This is a genomic window from Streptomyces sp. NPDC056169, assembly GCF_042268445.1.
Classification (GTDB): Bacteria; Actinomycetota; Actinomycetes; order Streptomycetales; family Streptomycetaceae; genus Streptomyces.
Genome location: NZ_JBHJUO010000012.1, coordinates 84,198 through 100,618 on the forward strand (window position 1 = coordinate 84,198; position 16,421 = coordinate 100,618).

A 16,421-nucleotide genomic window follows, 5' to 3' on the forward strand; every position below is an offset into this window, starting at 1 on the left:
GGTGCCGGTTCGGCTTCAGGTGCGGGCCCGTGTCGCGTGGTCCGCGTGGTCCGCGTGGTTCGCGTGGTTCGCGGGGGTCGTGTGCGCCTGCGCGTCCGGTACCGCCGGGAGTTTGGCGGCGAGCAGTTCCGCCGACTGGCGGGCGAGTGCGGCGACCACCCGGCCCGGCAGCCAGCCGGGGACGAGCAGAGTGCCGGCCGAGTTCAGCACCGTCTGGTGCGCGGTCGGCGGCGCGAGCGCGGCCATCAGGGCGGCCGCCGTGGGGCGGTCGGCCGGGTCGCGGGCCAGGCAGGAGGAGACCACCTGGCGCAGGGCGGGCGGGAGTTCCTCGCGTTCGGGCACGGTGTGGCCGGTGGCGGCGTACGCGAGGACGGCGCCGAGCGCGAAGACGTCGCCCGGGGGTCGCGGCCGGCCGCCCGAGGCCTGTTCGGGGGCGAGCGACCCCGGTTCGAGGCCCGGCAGGCCGGTGCGCGGCTCGCCGTCGGCCGCGGCGGCCCGTACCGCGCCGAAGCAGCTCAGCTTCGGCCCGTCGGCGGTGAGCAGGACCGCGGCGGGGGAGACCCCGGCGTGCGTGAGGCCCTGGGAGTGCGCGGCGGCGAGGCCCTCGGCGAGGGCGGCGCCGACGGCCCGGACGGTCGCCTCGGGCAGCGGGCCGCCGTGGACGGCGAGGGCTACGGGGAGTGGGAGCGCGGGCAGGTACGGGCTCGCGTACCAGGCGGGGGCGGTCGGATCGGCCGGGTCGGCGAGGTCCGTCACCGGGGTGATCCAGGGGCCGAGGAGGTGCCGGGCCGCCGTGGCCTCGGCGGCGAAGCGCGCCGGGTCGGTGCCGGGCAGCGGGGCGCTCAGCAGGACCGTACGGCCGCCGTCGGGGGTGCGGGCCACGAAGCGGCGGCAGGGGACGGCGGAGCCGGGCGGGTCGAGGCGGGTGATCAGCCGGTACGGGCCGATCCGCCGGTCCGGGGCCGAGGGCCGGTCCGCCGCGGGCCGGTTCGGGGCCGCGGGCTGGTTCGGGGCCGTCCGCGGCGCCGCCCCTGACGGTGCGGCGTCCCCCTGCGTGCGCGACCGTTCCACCGGTGAGTCCCCCTGTTGCTGCGACTGCTCGTTGCCACTGCTTGTTGCCGCTGCTTGTCGTGACCGTTTGTTGCCACTGGCTGTTGCGGCTGGCGTTGCGTTGGCTCCCGGGGCGGCCCCGGGGCGGGTCGAGCCTATCGAGGCGGCCGGCCTCCGCGGCGGGGCGGGGGAGGGCGGCGGACCCCGGCGGCGTACGGGCCGGGGAGGGGCGGGCCCGGAACGTCCGAGGCTGTCCGGGTTGCGAAGGTGAAGTGGGCCCGTGTGCGCGGTGAAGCGTCGTGGAGATCTCTTTCCGTGAGGGTTTTCCCGGTGAGGAGTGCTCGAACGCATGGTCGTGGGACTACGATCGCCGTGATTCCGTGGGCACGGAACTTGCTGAGGCGAAGCCGGAACGATCACCACGCGATCGTCGGCGCGATCACCGCACGGGGGAGAGCATGTCGTTCGAAGAGGAGTGGGCGTCGGTCCGGTCCACATCCGCGACCAACGTGAGCATGAGGCTCAACCAGGTCGCCCCGGAGCCCGGTGGCGGCGGTGGCGGCAGTGCCGACCTCAGCGTCGACCAGGACAAGCTCGGGGCCATCGGCAGCGCCGCGTACGCCCTGCACGGCCGGCTGGTCAAGGACGGGAACCACGCGCGCACGAACACCACGGAGGCCGCGACGGGCATGTCGAGCAACGGCTTCCTCACGGGCTCCGCGATGTCGACCGTGCAGGAGACGTGGAGCTCGCAGCTGAACACGCTGCTCGACGCCTGCGCCAACATCTCCAACCACCTCGACTACAGCGCGGCCTCCCACGCGAAGGAAGAGGAAGACATCAAGGCGGCCCTGGCGGCCTCCAAGATCAACGAGTACTTCAAGTAGGCCGGGGGCCCTGCTGTGTTGACCTACGACAACGTGCACCACGCGCCGCTCGACAAGATGAAGGCCGCGGCCGACGACTGGTCCGCGATGAAGGCCAAGCTGGACAAGCTCGCCGAGGACGCCCGTACGACGATGGCCGCGAAGGCCAAGGACGACTACTGGCGCGGGGTGAACGCCGAGGTCACGAAGCCGTTCGTGGACAAGACCGCCAAGGAGTTCGACGACGCCGCGAAGGCCGCCGACGGCATCCACAAGGTCCTGGAGGACGGCTACAACGCCTTCAAGAAGGCGAAGGACGACCTGACGACGATCGCCGAGACCGACGCCCCCGCCAAGGGCTTCAGGGTGAACTCCGACGGCACCGTCTCGGCCCGCGAGCCGCTCTCCGCCATCAAGGACCCGGCGGCCCGGCACGACCCCGACTTCCAGGACCTGGTGCGCAAGGAACGCGCCGACATCCACGCGATGGAGGAGCGGATCAAGGCCATCCTGGAGGTCTGCACCGAGGCCGACGTGGCCTGCTCCAACGCCCTCAAGGCCAACATCACCGGCGACAAGAACAACTTCAGCGCCCCGAAGTACGCGAGCCTCGACGCCGAGGAGGCGCAGCGCGCCGTCGACCTGGCCAAGAAGGGCCGGGACATCTCCCACGAGGAGCTGATGCGCCTCAACGAGCTGCTGAAGGACAACAGCGGCTCGAAGGAGTTCTCCAGGAACTTCTACGACGGTCTCGGTCCGAAGGGCTCCCTGGAGTTCTTCGGGCAGCTGTCCACGGACACGTACGACTACACGAAGGTCGACAAGGAGCGCCTCGCGGACGTCCAGGAGCTCCAGAAGAACCTGGGCCTCAACCTGGCGACGGCCACGCAGGGCGGCGACGCCTGGACCGACAAGTGGTCCACGGACATGCGCAAGCTCGGCACGGAGCGCATCCCGCTCGTCAAGTACGACAACAACCCGGCCTTCGGCTACCAGTTGCTCGGCGGCATCATGCGCTACGGCGACTACGACAAGAAGTTCCTGGTCCCCATCGCGGAGCACGTCACACAGCTTCACGCCAAGGACCCGTACCTCTTCGCCAACAGCAAGCCGATGGTCAGCGGCGGGCTGCAGAACCAGTACAACCCGTCGGGAGTCAACGGCTCCGGCTTCGACCCGATGGTCTCGATGCTGGAGGCGCTGGGGCACAGCCCGGACGCGTCGAAGGAGTACTTCTCCAAGGAGCCGACGTCCTACAACAAGGACGGCAGCCTCGGCGGCACCGTCGACCTGGACCCGAAGAAGGACGGGAACCAGAAGGGCTACCTGGACTACTTCCAGAACAAGGAGTACGACTTCTTCCCCGACATCGAGGGCCACAACCCGGACGACTGGAAGAAGACCGCGGCCTACATGCCGGACGCCCTCGGCCACGCCCTGGAGGCGGCGACCACGGGTCACGGCTGGGACGACCCCACCCCCGAGCTGCACCGCGACGAGAAGTCCGCCGAGATCATGAAGCAGGTCATCGACTCCTACGGTTCGAGCACCGAACTGCGGGAGCAGCACAAGGCGATGATGGACAGCCTGGGCAACATGGGCGCGGCCTACATCGACGACCTGAACTACTCGATGATGAACTTCGGCGGCACGGGAGACGCGTACAACCGGGACGAGCTCTTCGGGAACAGCAGCGACGGCAGCAAGCGGACGGACTTCGGGTTCAACGCGTCGCTGGAGTTCATGAAGGGCGTCGCGGGCGACGAGGACGCGTACAAGAGCATGTCGGCGGCCCAGCAGGTCTTCGAGGCGAGCGGCATCAAGGCGCTGGAGGGGGACCGGGACGACGCGATGGCGTTCGCCAAGAACGGCTCCCTCGTCCACGGCGTCCTCGACGAGTCGCGCGTCACCCAGATCGCCGAGGACTTCAAGGACGACGAGGACAAGAAGAACCTGGCCCTGGAGCAGCAGGCCGAGTGGCGGAAGTCCGCGGTCAGCGGCGGTGTCGCCGCGGTCGTGGGCGTGGGCTCGGCCGTCGTGCTCGGCCCCGCGGCGGGTGTCGTGGCGGCCACCGTCGTGCCGATCATCATGGAGAGCGTCGGGTCGACCGTCAGTACGTCGTACGCGTCCGGCACCCTTGAGTACCTCAAGGACAACGAGTTCAAGAACGACGACGAGGCGCGGGTGTCGATCGGCTCCACACGGGAGGCAGGGCGCGGCAGTGCCATGAGCCCGTTGCTGAACTACGCGGAGGCCACCGGCATGACGGAGGCCGAGCGGCGTGCGTTCCTCGACGACGCGAGGGGCGCCTATCTCGATGGCGAGCAGCTCGTCAGCGGCACCGAACAGAAGGTCAGGTGAGCATGTCGGTCACCAGCGGGTGGGTGGGCAGGAGTGCCGTCGTGCTCGCCGTCGTGCTCTCGGCGGCGGCCTGCGGCGGCGGGGACTCCCCGGCGCCGAACGCGACGGATGCCGTGTCGCCGACGGCGCTCAAGACCTGCCAGGAGGTCTTCGGCACGGCCAACGTCGACGCGGTGCAGGCCGATCTGGGCGACGGGTTCCGCCCGTTCGACCGCTCGCTCCCGGAGATGAAGGAACGCCTGGTCACGGAGGCGCGCGGCTGGACCGCCGGCAAGGACGACCTCCAGCGCACCACGTTCCACCCGTGCGAGATGGAGGGCGAAAAGGACGGGGCCACGGCTCGCGTCACCGGCACCGTCGGATGGTCGATGTACGACATCGACTTCGTGAAGTCCGGTGACGGCAGGCTCCGCTGGCGCGCGGTCGCGGACGGGGTGTACGTGGCCTCCCGGCCCGACACCTGGGGAACGCCGCTCGTCATGCCCTGCACGGTCCCGGGCACGGCCACCGGCCAGGGGCGGGAGCTGCCGCTCCAGGTGGCGGTGAACGACGAGGCCCGGAAGGCCGGCGACCCGGCCGTGTCGACGGAGCAGCTCCTGAAGTCCCTCGCCGAGAGCACGCGCGAGCTCCTGGGCTGCGAGGAGAAGGTCACGGTCCCCGACGACCTGCTTCCGTGAGGAAGTAGGGAGGGGGGAAGGAAAGGGGAGGGGAAAAGGGAGAGGGACGGCGAAGGCCGTCCCTCTGGGAGAGACCGTGATCGGAATCGAACCGACGTAACTCGCTTTGCAGGCGAGTCCCTGAACCACTCGGGCACACGGTCGTGTTGTGCACTGGTACGACCGTAGAGCGGGTGCCGCGAGGGGCTCAAGGGTTTCCCGGGCTGTGCCATACGACTGCAATGGTGCTGCCACACCCCGTTCACAGTCGGGCCTCGGGCCTCGGGCCTTGGGCCTCGGGTCTTGGGCCTCGGGCCGAAGGGTCAGGCGGGCGTGTCCTCCGGGTCCTCAGGGTCCTCCGCGGACGTCTCGGGGCCCTCGTGGAGGATCGCGCGGGCCTGCTCCGCGGCGCGGGCGGTGCTCTCGCTGACGAAGTCGAGGAACCGGGCGATGTTCTCGAGGCGGGTGCCGGCGGGGGTCCCGGGGCCGAGGACGCCGACGCCCTGCCGCGCGGTCTCGACGATCTGGGCGGTGGACCGGGCGCTGGCCATCATCGACTGGTACCAGACGTCGGCGTCGACGGTGTAGCGCTCGCGGCGGCCTTCGCCGCGTTCCCGGCGGACCAGGTTCTGGCTCTCCAGGAACGTGATCGCCTTGGAGACGGTCGCCGGGCTGACCTGGAGGCGCTGGACGAGTTCGGCCGCGGTGAGGCTGCCCGTGTCGCTGATGCAGAGACAGGCCATCACCCCGGACATCATCTTGGGCATGCCCGACTGCATGAAGACGGTGGTGAGGACTTCCTCGTACGCGCGCACGGCCTCGGGGTCGCGCCCGTGGGCCTGGGGGAGCGCCTCCGGGCTGCGGGGCGTGGCCTGCCTGCTCCGGTGGGCCCGGCGTTCGGTGGCGCGGTGGGCGAGGTCGGCGCGGTAGCCGGTGGGGCCGCCGTTCCGCATCACCTCACGCGTGACGGTCGAGGTCGGGCGGTCGAGACGTCGGGCGATCTCGGCGTAGGCGAGGCCGTCGGCCAGTCCCAGTGCGATCTGCTGACGTTCCTGCTGAGTGAGCCTGCCACCGGGCATCGCGTTCTCCTTCGTGCTCCTTGAGTGCCTCACTATAGCGTTCACGCTCAATTCATTGCAACGCAACGATGAGGCTTGTTGCGTTAGGCCTCAGGATGATTGCAATGAAATCCAGGCTTTGAGCTGCAATGATGCAGATCTGGCGCAACGTGCATGTTGCTCGTTCTTTGAATGCAACGTAGCTTTTCCCTTGTCGGAAACGGCGCCGGGCAACAGCCCGGAAGGCCGGAAGTCCGGAAAAACAAGGAGAGCAACCATGCAGAACTTCGCCACCACCGCCCCGATCGCCGTCATCCTCGACGTCCCGGCCGGCCACATCCGCTTCATCGCCGCCGACCGCGCCGACACCACGGTCGAGGTCCTCCCGGCGGACGCCGGGAAGAGCCGCGACGTGAAGGCCGCGGAGCAGATCGCGGTCGCCTACGCCGACGGTGTCCTGCGGATCGAGGCCGCCGAGGCCAAGAACAAGATCCTGGGCAACTCCGGTGCGGTCGAGGTCACCGTCCAGCTGCCGGCCGGTTCCCGGGTCGAGGCGAAGACGGCCGCCGCCGAACTCCGGGGCGTCGGACGCCTCGGCGACGTCACCTTCGAGGGCGCGCAGGGCACGGTCAAGCTCGACGAGACCGCCGCCGCGCGTCTCACCCTCCAGGCCGGTGACATCGCGGTCGGCCGCCTGGGCGGCCCGGCGGAGATCCGTACGCAGAAGGGCGACCTCCGGGTCGCCGAGGCCCTGCGCGGGACCGTCGCGCTGAGCACCCAGGCCGGTGACATCGCGGTCGGCGCCGGTCGCGGCGTCTCCGCCACCCTCGACGCCGGCACCGCCTACGGCCGCATCACCAACACCCTCCAGAACAGCGAGGGCGCCGGCGCCGGCCTCGCCATCCACGCCACCACCGCCTACGGCGACATCACCGCCCGCAGCCTCTGAAGCACCCGAGACACCCACGCAAGCACCAGACGCCCAGGCAAGCACCAGACGCCCGCGGCAGGCACCCGAGACGCCCACGCAAGCACCCGAGACCCCCGCGCAGCCCCTGATCGTCCCCATCCCTTGAAGGAGCACTCCCCATGACCGACTTGGCCATCGCGGCGAACGGGCTGCGCAAGTCCTACGGCGACAAGGTCGTCCTCGACGGTGTCGACCTGGCCGTCCCCGAAGGAACGATCTTCTCCCTGCTCGGCCCGAACGGCGCCGGCAAGACCACCGCCGTCAAGATCCTCTCCACGCTCGTCTCCGCGGGACCCGGCTCGGGAGCCATCCGCATCGGAGGCCACGACCTGGCGGCCGACCCGCAGGCGGTCCGCGCCGCGATCGGTGTCACCGGCCAGTTCTCCGCGGTCGACGGTCTGATCACCGGCGAGGAGAACATGCTCCTGATGGTGGACCTCCATCACCTGTCGAAGCGCGAGGGGCGGCGGGTCGCCGCCGAACTCCTGGAGCGTTTCGACCTGGTGGACGCCGCGAAGAAGCCGGCCTCCACGTACTCCGGCGGCATGAAGCGCCGCCTGGACATCGCCATGACGCTGGTCGGCAGTCCGCGGATCATCTTCCTCGACGAGCCGACGACAGGGCTCGACCCGCGTTCCCGTCACAGCATGTGGCAGATCATCCGCGAGCTCGTCTCCGACGGCGTCACCGTCTTCCTCACCACTCAGTACCTCGAAGAGGCCGACGAACTCGCCGACCGCATCGCCGTCCTGAACGACGGGAAGATCGCCGCCGAAGGCACCGCCGAGGAGCTCAAGCGGCTCGTCCCCGGCGGGCACGTCCGCCTCCGCTTCACCGACCCGACCGCGTACCGGAGCGCGACAGCCGCCCTCGGCGAGGCCGCCACTCGCGACGACGAGTCGCTGACGCTCCAGATCCCCAGCGACGGCAGCCAGCGCGCCCTGCGTACCCTCCTCAACCGGCTCGACTCCGCCGGCGTCGAGGCGGACGAACTGACCGTCCACACCCCCGACCTCGACGACGTCTTCTTCGCCCTCACCAGCCGCACCACCGTCCCCAGCCAGCCCGGCCAGACCGACCAGCCGAAGGATGCAGTCCGATGAGCTCTCTCTCCCTCGCCGTGCGCGACTCGTCCACGATGCTGCGCCGCAACCTCCTGCACGCCCGGCGCTACCCGTCCCTGACGCTGAACCTGCTGCTCACGCCGGTCATGCTCCTGCTGCTCTTCGTCTACATCTTCGGCGACACCATGAGCGCCGGCATCGGCGGCGGCGACCGCTCCGACTACATCGCGTATCTCGTCCCCGGTCTGCTCCTGATGACCATCGGCAGCACGACCATCGGCACCGCGGTGTCCGTCTCCAACGACATGACCGAGGGCATCATCGCCCGCTTCCGCACCATGGCGATCCACCGCCCCTCGGTCCTCGTCGGACACGTCGTCGGCAGCGTCCTGCAGTGCGTGATGAGCGTGATCCTCGTCGGCGCCGTCGCCGTCGCCATCGGCTTCCGGTCCACCGACGCGACCGCCCTGGAGTGGCTGGCCGCCTTCGGACTCCTCGTCCTCTTCGCCACCGCCCTCACCTGGATCGCCGTCGGCATGGGCCTGATCAGCCCGAACGCCGAGGCCGCCAGCAACAACGCGATGCCCCTGATCTTCCTCCCGCTCATCTCCAGCACCTTCGTCCCCATCGCCTCGATGCCCGGCTGGTTCCAGCCGATCGCCGAGTACCAGCCCTTCACCCCCGCCATCGAGACCCTCCGCGGCCTCCTCCTCGGCACCGAGATCGGCCACAACGGCTGGCTCGCCCTCGCCTGGTGCGTCGGCCTCACCGTCCTCGGCTACTTCTGGTCGACGTCGAAGTTCAACGGGGACCCGAAGTAAGCAGCCCCGCCGTGACAGCGCGGACCACCGCCGCCAAGCCTTCCGCACCCCGTTCCGCCCCAGGGCGGCGTACACCGACACCAGGTCGGAGTACGCCGCCCCGTCGGCGTTCCGACCGGAGACCGGGGACCAAAGACCGAGAACCCTGACAGGGGTCATCCGGCGGTTGACCTCTTACTCTGGGGGGATGAGCGCCCTCGAACCCCGCGAAGCCGACACCGACGCCGATGTCGATGTCGCCGACGCCCGCCTCCCCGGACCCCGTGCCGCACACGACGACACCAAGGGGTCCGTCCTCGACGGCGACCACCGGGCGCTCAGCATCGGCATCGTCTCCGTCGTCCTGCTCATCGCCTTCGAGGCGACCGCCGTCGGCACCGCGATGCCCGTCGCCGCCCGCGAGCTGAACGGCGTCTCCCTCTACGCCTTCGCCTTCTCCGCGTACTTCACCACCAGCCTCTTCGGCATGGTCCTGGCCGGCCAGTGGTCCGACCGGCGGGGGCCGCTCGGATCCCTCGCCACCGGAATGACCGCCTTCGCCGCCGGACTGCTGCTCTCCGGGACCGCCGGCGGCATGTGGCTGTTCATCCTCGGCAGGGCCGTGCAGGGGCTGGGCGGCGGCCTGGTCATCGTCGCTCTGTACGTGGTGGTCAGCCGGGCGTACGCGGAGCACCTCAGGCCCGCGATCATGGCCGCGTTCGCCGCGAGCTGGGTCGTCCCCTCCGTCGTCGGACCGCTCGCCGCCGGAACGATCACCGAGCACCTCGGCTGGCGCTGGGTCTTCGTCGGCATCCCCGCCCTCGTCGTCCTCCCGCTCGCCCTCGCCCTCCCCGCGATACGCAGGACCGCCTCCGGCCCCGCCGACCCGTCCACGCCCGTCGCCCCCTGGGACCGGCGGCAGATCGGACTCGCGCTCGCCATCTCGGCCGGCGCGGGGCTGCTCCAGTACGCGGGGCAGGAGCTGCGCTGGCTCTCCCTCCTCCCGGCCGCCGCGGGCGTCGCGCTCCTCGTACCCGCCGTCCGCGGGCTGCTGCCGCGCGGCACCGTCCGGGCGGCGCGCGGCCTGCCCTCGGTCATCCTGCTGCGCGGCATCGCCGCCGGGTCCTTCATCGCGGCCGAGTCCTTCGTCCCGCTGATGCTGGTCACCCAGCGCGGCCTGAGCGTGACCCTGGCCGGGCTGTCCCTCGCCGTCGGCGGCCTGACCTGGGCGCTCGGCTCGTGGATCCAGTCCAGGCCGCGGACGGAGCCGTACCGCGAACGCCTGGTCGTCCTCGGGATGGTCCTCGTCGCCCTCGCGATCGCGGCCGCGCCGAGCGTGCTGATCACGGCGGTGCCGGTGTGGGTGGTCGCGGTGGCCTGGGCCTTCGGCTGCTTCGGCATGGGCGCGGTGATCGCCTCGACGAGCGTGCTGCTCATGAAGCTCTCGGCCCCGGAGGAGGCGGGCGCGAACTCGGCCGCCCTCCAGATCTCGGACGGCCTCTCGAACGTCCTGCTCCTCGCCGTGGGCGGCGCGGCCTTCGCGGCCCTCGGCGGCGGCGCGGTGGGCCACGCGGTGAGCTCCCACGCGGCGACGGGCTCCCACCCGGCGGCCTTCGCGGCGGTCTTCCTGCCGATGGCGGGGGTGGCGGCGGCGGGCGCGTGGGTGGCGACGCGGCTGCGGGCGGAGCCGGAGCGGGCGTGACACATCCGGTACCGGAATGGCCCCACGGGGGTACCGTTCGGGTATGGCGATGAACCTTCGTCTTCGGGACGACCAGACCGAAGCGCTGAGGCGGCGGGCCCAGGAAGAGGGCGTCAGCATGCACGCGCTCGTTCTCCGGGCCGTGGACGACTACCTCGTACGGACCGCGCACGAGGCGAGGGTGAGGCAGACCTCTCGCGAGCAGGCGGCCAGGTGGAACGAACTCCTGGAGCGCCTGGCATGACGTGCGTCTACCTGTCCGCCGAGGACGTCGTCGGGATCGCCGAAGACGCGTGCGGGGACACACCGCTCGTGCGTGACGTGGGGCTCGTCGCGGAGGCCGCCTTCCGGCCGTCGGCGGCTCACGCAGGCGAGGACGTCTACCCGGGTGCCATCGAGAAGGCCGCGGCCCTCTTCCAGTCGCTGGCCTTCCGCCGCGGCTTCGTCGGCGGAAACACGCGCACGGCCTGGCTGTCCTGCGTGACCTTCCTCGCCATGAACGGCGTCCAGCTGCGACCGGACGTCGAAGCCGCGGAACGCCTGGTCATCGCCGTGGCGACCGGTGAGACCGAGGAGGTCGAGGACATCGCGCGCGGGCTCCGCGAGTTGGTCCTCACCGACGTGAGCTGAATCGCAACCGCACCATCCCCACCCCGTTTCATACGAGGTTCCGACCGGGCCGCCGGTAAGGTGGCCCGGTTGTCATATCTGGACGAGCGTCGAACCCGGAGATCGTGACTACTACCACCACCTCCTCCCATCACCTCTCTCCCGCCTTCCCCGGCCGGGCCCCTTGGGGTACCGCCGGCAAGCTGCGAGCCTGGCAGCAGGGCGCCATGGACAGGTACCTCCAGGAGCAGCCCCGAGACTTCCTCGCCGTCGCCACCCCCGGCGCCGGCAAGACGACCTTCGCCCTGACCCTCGCGTCCTGGCTGCTGCACCACCACGTCGTGCAGCAGATCACCGTCGTCGCGCCCACCGAGCACCTCAAGAAGCAGTGGGCCGCCGCCGCCGCGCGGATAGGGATCAAGCTCGACCCGGACTACAGCGCCGGGCCCCTCAGCAAGGAGTACGACGGGGTCGCCATCACCTACGCCGGCGTCGGTGTCCGGCCCATGCTCCACCGCAACCGCTGCGAGCAGCGCAAGACCCTCGTCATCCTCGACGAGATCCACCACGCCGGAGACTCCAAGTCCTGGGGCGAGGCCTGCCTGGAGGCCTTCGAGCCCGCCACGCGGCGCCTCGCACTCACCGGCACCCCGTTCCGCTCCGACACCAACCCCATCCCCTTCGTCACGTACGAGGAGGGGAACGACGGGATCCGCCGGTCCTCGGCGGACTACACCTACGGCTACGGCAACGCCCTCGGCGACGGCGTCGTCCGGCCGGTCATCTTCCTCTCCTACAGCGGCAACATGCGCTGGCGCACCAAGGCGGGCGACGAGATCGCCGCCCGGCTCGGCGAGCCGATGACCAAGGACGCCGTCTCGCAGGCCTGGCGCACCGCGCTGGACGCGAAGGGCGACTGGATGCCGAACGTGCTCCGGGCCGCCGACCAGCGGCTCACCGAGGTCCGGAAGTCCATCCCCGACGCGGGCGGCCTCGTCATCGCCTCCGACCAGGACTCGGCCCGCTCGTACGCCAAGCTGATCCGCGAGATCACCGGCACGAAGGCCACCGTCGTCCTCTCCGACGACACCGGCGCCTCGAACCGCATCGACGAGTTCAGCGAGAACACCGACCGCTGGATGGTCGCCGTCCGCATGGTGTCCGAGGGCGTCGACGTACCCCGCCTCTCGGTCGGCGTGTACGCGACGACCATCTCGACGCCGCTGTTCTTCGCCCAGGCCGTCGGCCGTTTCGTGCGTTCGCGCAGGCGCGGCGAGACCGCCTCCGTGTTCCTTCCGACGATCCCCAGCCTCCTCGGTTTCGCCAACGAGATGGAGGTCGAGCGCGACCACGTCCTCGACAAGCCGAAGAAGCAGGGCGAGGAGGACCCGTACGCCGAGTCCGAGAAGGAGCTCGCCGAGGCCGAGCGCCAGCAGGACGAGGACACCGGCGAGCAGGACATGCTGCCCTTCGAGGCCCTGGAGTCCGACGCCGTCTTCGACCGCGTGCTGTACAACAGCGCCGAGTTCGGCATGCAGGCCCACCCCGGCAGCGCCGAGGAGCAGGACTACCTCGGCATCCCCGGACTCCTCGAACCCGACCAGGTCCAGCTGCTGCTGCAGAAGCGCCAGGCCCGGCAGATCGCGCACAGCCGCAAGAAGCCGGACGACGAGGCGGACCTCCTGGAGCTTCCCGCCGAGCGGCGTCCTGTCGTTTCCCACAAGGAGCTCCTGGAGCTGCGCAAGCAGCTCAACACGATGGTCGGCGCCTACGTCCACCAGACCGGCAAGCCGCACGGTGTGATCCACACCGAGCTGCGGCGGGTGTGCGGCGGGCCGCCGAGCGCCGAGGCCACCGCCGGCCAGATCCGAGAGCGGATCAAGAAGGTCCAGGAGTGGGCCACCCGGATGCGCTGAGCGCCCTCCCGGGGCTGCCCGTCCCTGGGCCGCCCGGTCCGGAGATGTCAGGTCCGGAGATGTCAGTGAGGCCCGTACGAGTCTGCGCGTACGGGCCTCACGCGTCCCGGCGTGAGGGGACACGGTCCGGAGGCAGGCCCCCACGGTCGGCCTCCGGGCACCCTCCACGCTAGATGCACGACAAAGCCGATCTTGTCAGCCAAAGTCCTTCGTCCGGCCGACGAAAGTCCCGAACCGTCTCTATCCGGTCCCCGACGCCCGGATTCTGGACGAGGTCTTCCGCTGAGCGGAGCGGGTCGCTACTGTCCCGGCTCAAAAGCAATCGCCCCGTGGCAGCGCCGCCGCGGAGCGCAGCCGGTGTACCCCTTCCTGCCGGCGGCCTCTGACGTGCGTCGCCGACGGGACCGGCGTCGCAATCCCGTGAGAGCCCGCCGCCACTCACTCCGAAGGAGAGGGCGTCGTGACCGCGGAGACCTCCCAGACGCTCGACCGGGGACTCAGAGTCCTCAAACTGCTCGCCGACACCGACCACGGCCTGACCGTCACCGAGTTGTCCAACAAACTCGGTGTCAACCGGACGGTGGTCTACCGTCTGCTCGCCACACTCGAACAGCACGCCCTCGTCCGCCGCGACCTGGGCGGACGCGCCCGCGTCGGCCTCGGTGTGCTGCGGCTCGGCCGCCAGGTGCACCCGCTGGTGCGCGAGGCCGCCCTGCCCGCGCTGCGCTCGCTCGCCGAGGACATCGGAGCCACGGCCCACCTGACGCTCGTCGACGGGGCGGAGGCGCTCGCCGTCGCGGTCGTCGAACCGACCTGGACCGACTACCACGTCGCCTACCGGGCCGGATTCCGCCACCCGCTCGACCGGGGCGCGGCCGGCCGGGCGATCCTCGCCGCCCGCCAGGGCTCCCTGATCGAACCCGGCTTCACCCTCACCCACGGTGAGCTGGAGGCCGGTGCGAGCGGCGCCGCCGCGCCGCTGGTCGGCGTCACGGGCGTCGAGGGCAGCGTCGGCGTCGTGATGCTCGCGGACGCCGTACCGGAGCGCGTGGGCCCGAGGGTCGTGGACGCGGCCCGCGAGGTCGCCGACGCACTGCGCTAGCGCGCACGGCAGCCGCTCCGGGGCGGCTGCCCCCGTCACGGGACCGGATCACGGGTCTCAGGGCCGGTTCCCCGCGACGAGGCTGCCCAGGGCGGTCCGCTCGTGGCGGACCGATCTGCCCGTGCGGATCGTCGTGATCAGGCCCGCCGCGCGGAGGGCCTGGGCGTGGGCCGAGGCCGTCGCGTTGCTGACGCCGAGGCGGCGGGCCAGTCCCGTCGTCGTCCTGACCTCGTCCAGGGCGCGGAGCAGCTCGGCGCGGGTCCTGCCGAGGACCCCCGTGAGGGCCCCCTCCCGCGTGCCGCCGCCGTCAGGGGCGAGCGGCAGCCCCCGGCCCGCCGGATAGGCCAGGACCACCGGCCGCCCCGGCAGGTCCTGGACCAGCGGTCCGCCCCGCCAGTGGAAGGTCGGCAGCAGCACGAGCCCCCGGCCGTCGAGGCGGACGTCCCGGCAGCCCGGGACTCCGGGCCACTCCCAGACCCCGTCCCGCAGCCGCGAGCCCGGCGCCGAGGCCGGCAGGGCGGCGCCGAGGCCCTGCTCCGCGACCGTCAGCGCGTGCCGGGTGAACTCCGCCCGGTGCAGGTCCTGGACCTGCGGCCACACCGGGGCCAGGACCGTCTCGTACGCCGCCTCCTGCGCGCGGCCCAGCGTGCGCCACGCCCCGGCGTCCCCGCCGTGCAGGGCGCGGATCCACGGCGGCACCGGGCCCCCGCCCGCGTACACCCGCTCCAGCTCGGACCGGACGAACTCCGGGCGGCTCTCGCGGATCAGCGCGAAGCCCTCCTCGCGCGTCCCGCCGAGGACGTCGAGGAAGGACGGGGGCACCCCGCCCGGCACCAGGTCCGCGAGCGGCTCGGCCGCCGCCGGTAGGGTGCGCGACAGCCTGCCCCGCCAGCGGCCGAAGAGCAGCTCCTCGTGCGGCGCGCCCAGCATCATGAGGGCCGCGTGAAGCTCCGGCACGGGCGACGGCCGGGGCGCGAACCGGACCCGCGCGAAGTCGTCCGCGGTGAAGTGGATACGCAGCACCTGTCCGAACTCCTCGCCGTCCGCCAGCCTTTCGGGCAGGCCCTGAACCTTCGCGCGCGGCCCCGCGCCATCCAAGGATGCCGTGCATGACCCAGCACCCCGCACCCCGCCGCCGCACCGTCACCAAGGGCGCCCTCCTCGCGGCCGCCGCCACCCTGCTCGGCCCCGGCCCCCGGGCGACGGCCCGGCCGGCCAGCCCTGCGGCGGAGCCGGCCGTCCTCCGGCTGCCCGCGCCGACCGGCCCGCACCCCGTGGGCCTGCGCACCTTCGTCCTGACCGACACCTCCCGCGACGACCCCTGGGAGCCCGGGACCGGCGTACGGCAAGTCAAGATCACCGTCCTGTACCCGGCCCGCACCGTCCTCGGCCGCCCGCGCGCCCCGCAGCTCACCCCGGTCGAGGCCCGGTACTTCGCCGAGCTCGCGCCCTTGGTCCGCCCCGGGCTGCCGGCCGCGGGCGCCGTCGACTGGGGCGCGGTCCTCACCCACGGGCACGTCGACGCGCCCGCCCTCCCGGGGCGCCGCCCCGTGCTCCTGTACAGCCCCGGCGGCGGCGACTCCCGCACCCTCGGCACGACCCTCGCCGAGGACCTGGCGAGCCACGGTCGGATCGTCGTCCTGATCGACCACCCCGGCGACGCGAGCCAGGTGGAGCTCCCGAGCGGCGTGCGCGTCACCGTCCTGCGCGGGGAGCCGGACCCGGCGACCTTCCGCACCATGATCGACACCCGGGTGGCGGACATCCGCTTCGTCCTCGACCGGCTCGGAACCCTGCCCCTCGCACCCGTCATGGACCTCCGCCGGATCGGTGTGTACGGGCACTCGGCGGGCGGGACTGCCGCCGTGCACGCACTGGCCGCCGACGACCGGCTCGCCGCGGGCGTGAACCTGGAGGGGTACCTCGACCTGGACCCGATGGACGGGCTCGACCGGCCGCTCCTCCTCTTCCGCACCGACGGCTTCGACGGCGCCGAGCGCGTCCGACGCTCCTGGGAGGGGCTGCGCGCCCGGCGCGTCCTGCTGCCCGACAGCGACCACTGGGTCTTCTCCGACTACGCGTTCCTCGTCCCCCCTCTCCAGGCCGCCGGGCTCGTCACCCCGGAGGCGCGGGCCGGGCTCGTCGGGGACGCCGAGCCGGCGGTGGCGGTCGACGCCGTGCGGCGCGGGACGCGGTTCTTCTTCGCGCGGCATCTGTCGGCGCCCGCGCCCCCGGCCCGGGGGCGGTACGCGTCCCAGTAGATTGGG

The 16,421-nt window shown here is 71.7% G+C and carries 15 protein-coding genes and 1 tRNA gene; 12 read left to right on the forward strand and 4 right to left on the reverse strand.

Annotation, left to right across the window (positions count from 1 at the left end; translation table 11 throughout):
- Nucleotides 1-15: 15 nt before the first annotated feature.
- Nucleotides 16-948 carry a serine/threonine protein kinase gene (locus ACFC0G_RS20985; protein ID WP_376405752.1) on the reverse strand — a complete coding sequence of 311 codons (933 nt, stop codon included), beginning with the start codon at nucleotides 946-948 and terminating at the stop codon, nucleotides 16-18.
- A 560-nt stretch (nucleotides 949-1,508) separates the two neighbouring features.
- Between ACFC0G_RS20985 and ACFC0G_RS20990 the strand changes: the two genes are divergently transcribed.
- Genes ACFC0G_RS20990 through ACFC0G_RS21000 form a run of 3 tightly spaced genes read left to right on the forward strand, consistent with a single transcriptional unit; the run spans nucleotide 1,509 to nucleotide 4,954 of the window.
- The gene (locus tag ACFC0G_RS20990; protein ID WP_376405358.1) at nucleotides 1,509-1,937 is read left to right on the forward strand and encodes a hypothetical protein; all 429 of its coding nucleotides are present in this window, start codon (nucleotides 1,509-1,511) and stop codon (nucleotides 1,935-1,937) included.
- Between the two features lie 15 nt (nucleotides 1,938-1,952).
- On the forward strand, nucleotides 1,953-4,277 hold the full coding sequence (locus ACFC0G_RS20995) for a hypothetical protein (RefSeq protein ID WP_376405360.1): 2,325 nt from the start codon (nucleotides 1,953-1,955) through the stop codon (nucleotides 4,275-4,277).
- Between the two features lie 2 nt (nucleotides 4,278-4,279).
- The gene (locus tag ACFC0G_RS21000; RefSeq protein ID WP_376405362.1) at nucleotides 4,280-4,954 is read left to right on the forward strand and encodes a hypothetical protein; all 675 of its coding nucleotides are present in this window, start codon (nucleotides 4,280-4,282) and stop codon (nucleotides 4,952-4,954) included.
- A gap of 71 nt (nucleotides 4,955-5,025) precedes the next feature.
- Here the strand turns inward: ACFC0G_RS21000 and ACFC0G_RS21005 are convergent.
- Together ACFC0G_RS21005 and ACFC0G_RS21010 are read right to left on the reverse strand one after the other, a co-directional pair.
- Nucleotides 5,026-5,097, reverse strand: a tRNA-Cys gene (locus ACFC0G_RS21005).
- Nucleotides 5,098-5,256: 159 nt separating this feature from the next.
- Entirely contained in the window at nucleotides 5,257-6,012 is a 756-nt protein-coding gene (locus tag ACFC0G_RS21010) for a helix-turn-helix domain-containing protein (RefSeq protein ID WP_376405364.1), read from the reverse strand.
- A 256-nt stretch (nucleotides 6,013-6,268) separates the two neighbouring features.
- Between ACFC0G_RS21010 and ACFC0G_RS21015 the strand changes: the two genes are divergently transcribed.
- The 8 genes from ACFC0G_RS21015 to ACFC0G_RS21050 all read left to right on the forward strand — a co-directional run bounded on the left by ACFC0G_RS21015 (nucleotide 6,269) and on the right by ACFC0G_RS21050 (nucleotide 14,154).
- Complete coding sequence (locus ACFC0G_RS21015) at nucleotides 6,269-6,940, forward strand: DUF4097 family beta strand repeat-containing protein (RefSeq protein WP_376405366.1); 672 nt, start codon at nucleotides 6,269-6,271, stop codon at nucleotides 6,938-6,940.
- Between the two features lie 140 nt (nucleotides 6,941-7,080).
- Entirely contained in the window at nucleotides 7,081-8,064 is a 984-nt protein-coding gene (locus tag ACFC0G_RS21020) for an ATP-binding cassette domain-containing protein (RefSeq protein ID WP_376405368.1), read from the forward strand.
- Nucleotides 8,061-8,846, forward strand: a complete 786-nt coding sequence (locus tag ACFC0G_RS21025; RefSeq protein ID WP_376405370.1) for an ABC transporter permease — start codon at nucleotides 8,061-8,063, stop codon at nucleotides 8,844-8,846. Before ACFC0G_RS21020 ends, ACFC0G_RS21025 begins: the two co-directional genes overlap by 4 nt.
- A gap of 187 nt (nucleotides 8,847-9,033) precedes the next feature.
- The gene (locus tag ACFC0G_RS21030) at nucleotides 9,034-10,527 is read left to right on the forward strand and encodes an MFS transporter (protein ID WP_376405372.1); all 1,494 of its coding nucleotides are present in this window, start codon (nucleotides 9,034-9,036) and stop codon (nucleotides 10,525-10,527) included.
- Between the two features lie 43 nt (nucleotides 10,528-10,570).
- On the forward strand, nucleotides 10,571-10,771 hold the full coding sequence (locus tag ACFC0G_RS21035) for a CopG family transcriptional regulator (protein WP_376405374.1): 201 nt from the start codon (nucleotides 10,571-10,573) through the stop codon (nucleotides 10,769-10,771).
- Nucleotides 10,768-11,157 (forward strand): type II toxin-antitoxin system death-on-curing family toxin, encoded by a 390-nt coding sequence (locus tag ACFC0G_RS21040; protein WP_376405376.1) that lies wholly within the window; start codon nucleotides 10,768-10,770, stop codon nucleotides 11,155-11,157. The genes ACFC0G_RS21035 and ACFC0G_RS21040 overlap by 4 nt, the downstream gene beginning before the upstream one ends.
- Nucleotides 11,158-11,261: 104 nt before the next feature.
- Nucleotides 11,262-13,052 (forward strand): DEAD/DEAH box helicase, encoded by a 1,791-nt coding sequence (locus ACFC0G_RS21045; protein WP_376405378.1) that lies wholly within the window; start codon nucleotides 11,262-11,264, stop codon nucleotides 13,050-13,052.
- 460 nt (nucleotides 13,053-13,512) lie between these two features.
- Nucleotides 13,513-14,154, forward strand: coding sequence for an IclR family transcriptional regulator (locus ACFC0G_RS21050; RefSeq protein WP_017237054.1), 642 nt, complete (start codon nucleotides 13,513-13,515; stop codon nucleotides 14,152-14,154).
- Between the two features lie 57 nt (nucleotides 14,155-14,211).
- Here ACFC0G_RS21050 and ACFC0G_RS21055 read toward each other — a convergent pair whose 3' ends face one another.
- A complete protein-coding gene (locus ACFC0G_RS21055; RefSeq protein WP_376405380.1) occupies nucleotides 14,212-15,177 on the reverse strand; it encodes an ArsR/SmtB family transcription factor in 966 nt (321 codons plus the stop codon).
- Nucleotides 15,178-15,263: 86 nt separating this feature from the next.
- Here ACFC0G_RS21055 and ACFC0G_RS21060 point away from each other — a divergent pair, with 86 nt between their 5' ends.
- Nucleotides 15,264-16,415, forward strand: a complete 1,152-nt coding sequence (locus ACFC0G_RS21060; protein ID WP_376405382.1) for an alpha/beta hydrolase family protein — start codon at nucleotides 15,264-15,266, stop codon at nucleotides 16,413-16,415.
- The last annotated feature ends 6 nt before the right edge of the window (nucleotides 16,416-16,421 follow it).

Coding starts and splice junctions, on each gene's coding strand:
- ACFC0G_RS20990 (WP_376405358.1), top strand. CDS start 1,509: ATGTCGTTCGAAGAGGAGTGGGCGTCGGTCCGGTCCACATCCGCGACC.
- ACFC0G_RS21000 (WP_376405362.1), top strand. CDS start 4,280: ATGTCGGTCACCAGCGGGTGGGTGGGCAGGAGTGCCGTCGTGCTCGCC.
- ACFC0G_RS21010 (WP_376405364.1), bottom strand. CDS start 6,012: ATGCCCGGTGGCAGGCTCACTCAGCAGGAACGTCAGCAGATCGCACTG.
- ACFC0G_RS21015 (WP_376405366.1), top strand. CDS start 6,269: ATGCAGAACTTCGCCACCACCGCCCCGATCGCCGTCATCCTCGACGTC.
- ACFC0G_RS21020 (WP_376405368.1), top strand. CDS start 7,081: ATGACCGACTTGGCCATCGCGGCGAACGGGCTGCGCAAGTCCTACGGC.
- ACFC0G_RS21025 (WP_376405370.1), top strand. CDS start 8,061: ATGAGCTCTCTCTCCCTCGCCGTGCGCGACTCGTCCACGATGCTGCGC.
- ACFC0G_RS21030 (WP_376405372.1), top strand. CDS start 9,034: ATGAGCGCCCTCGAACCCCGCGAAGCCGACACCGACGCCGATGTCGAT.
- ACFC0G_RS21035 (WP_376405374.1), top strand. CDS start 10,571: ATGGCGATGAACCTTCGTCTTCGGGACGACCAGACCGAAGCGCTGAGG.
- ACFC0G_RS21040 (WP_376405376.1), top strand. CDS start 10,768: ATGACGTGCGTCTACCTGTCCGCCGAGGACGTCGTCGGGATCGCCGAA.
- ACFC0G_RS21060 (WP_376405382.1), top strand. CDS start 15,264: ATGACCCAGCACCCCGCACCCCGCCGCCGCACCGTCACCAAGGGCGCC.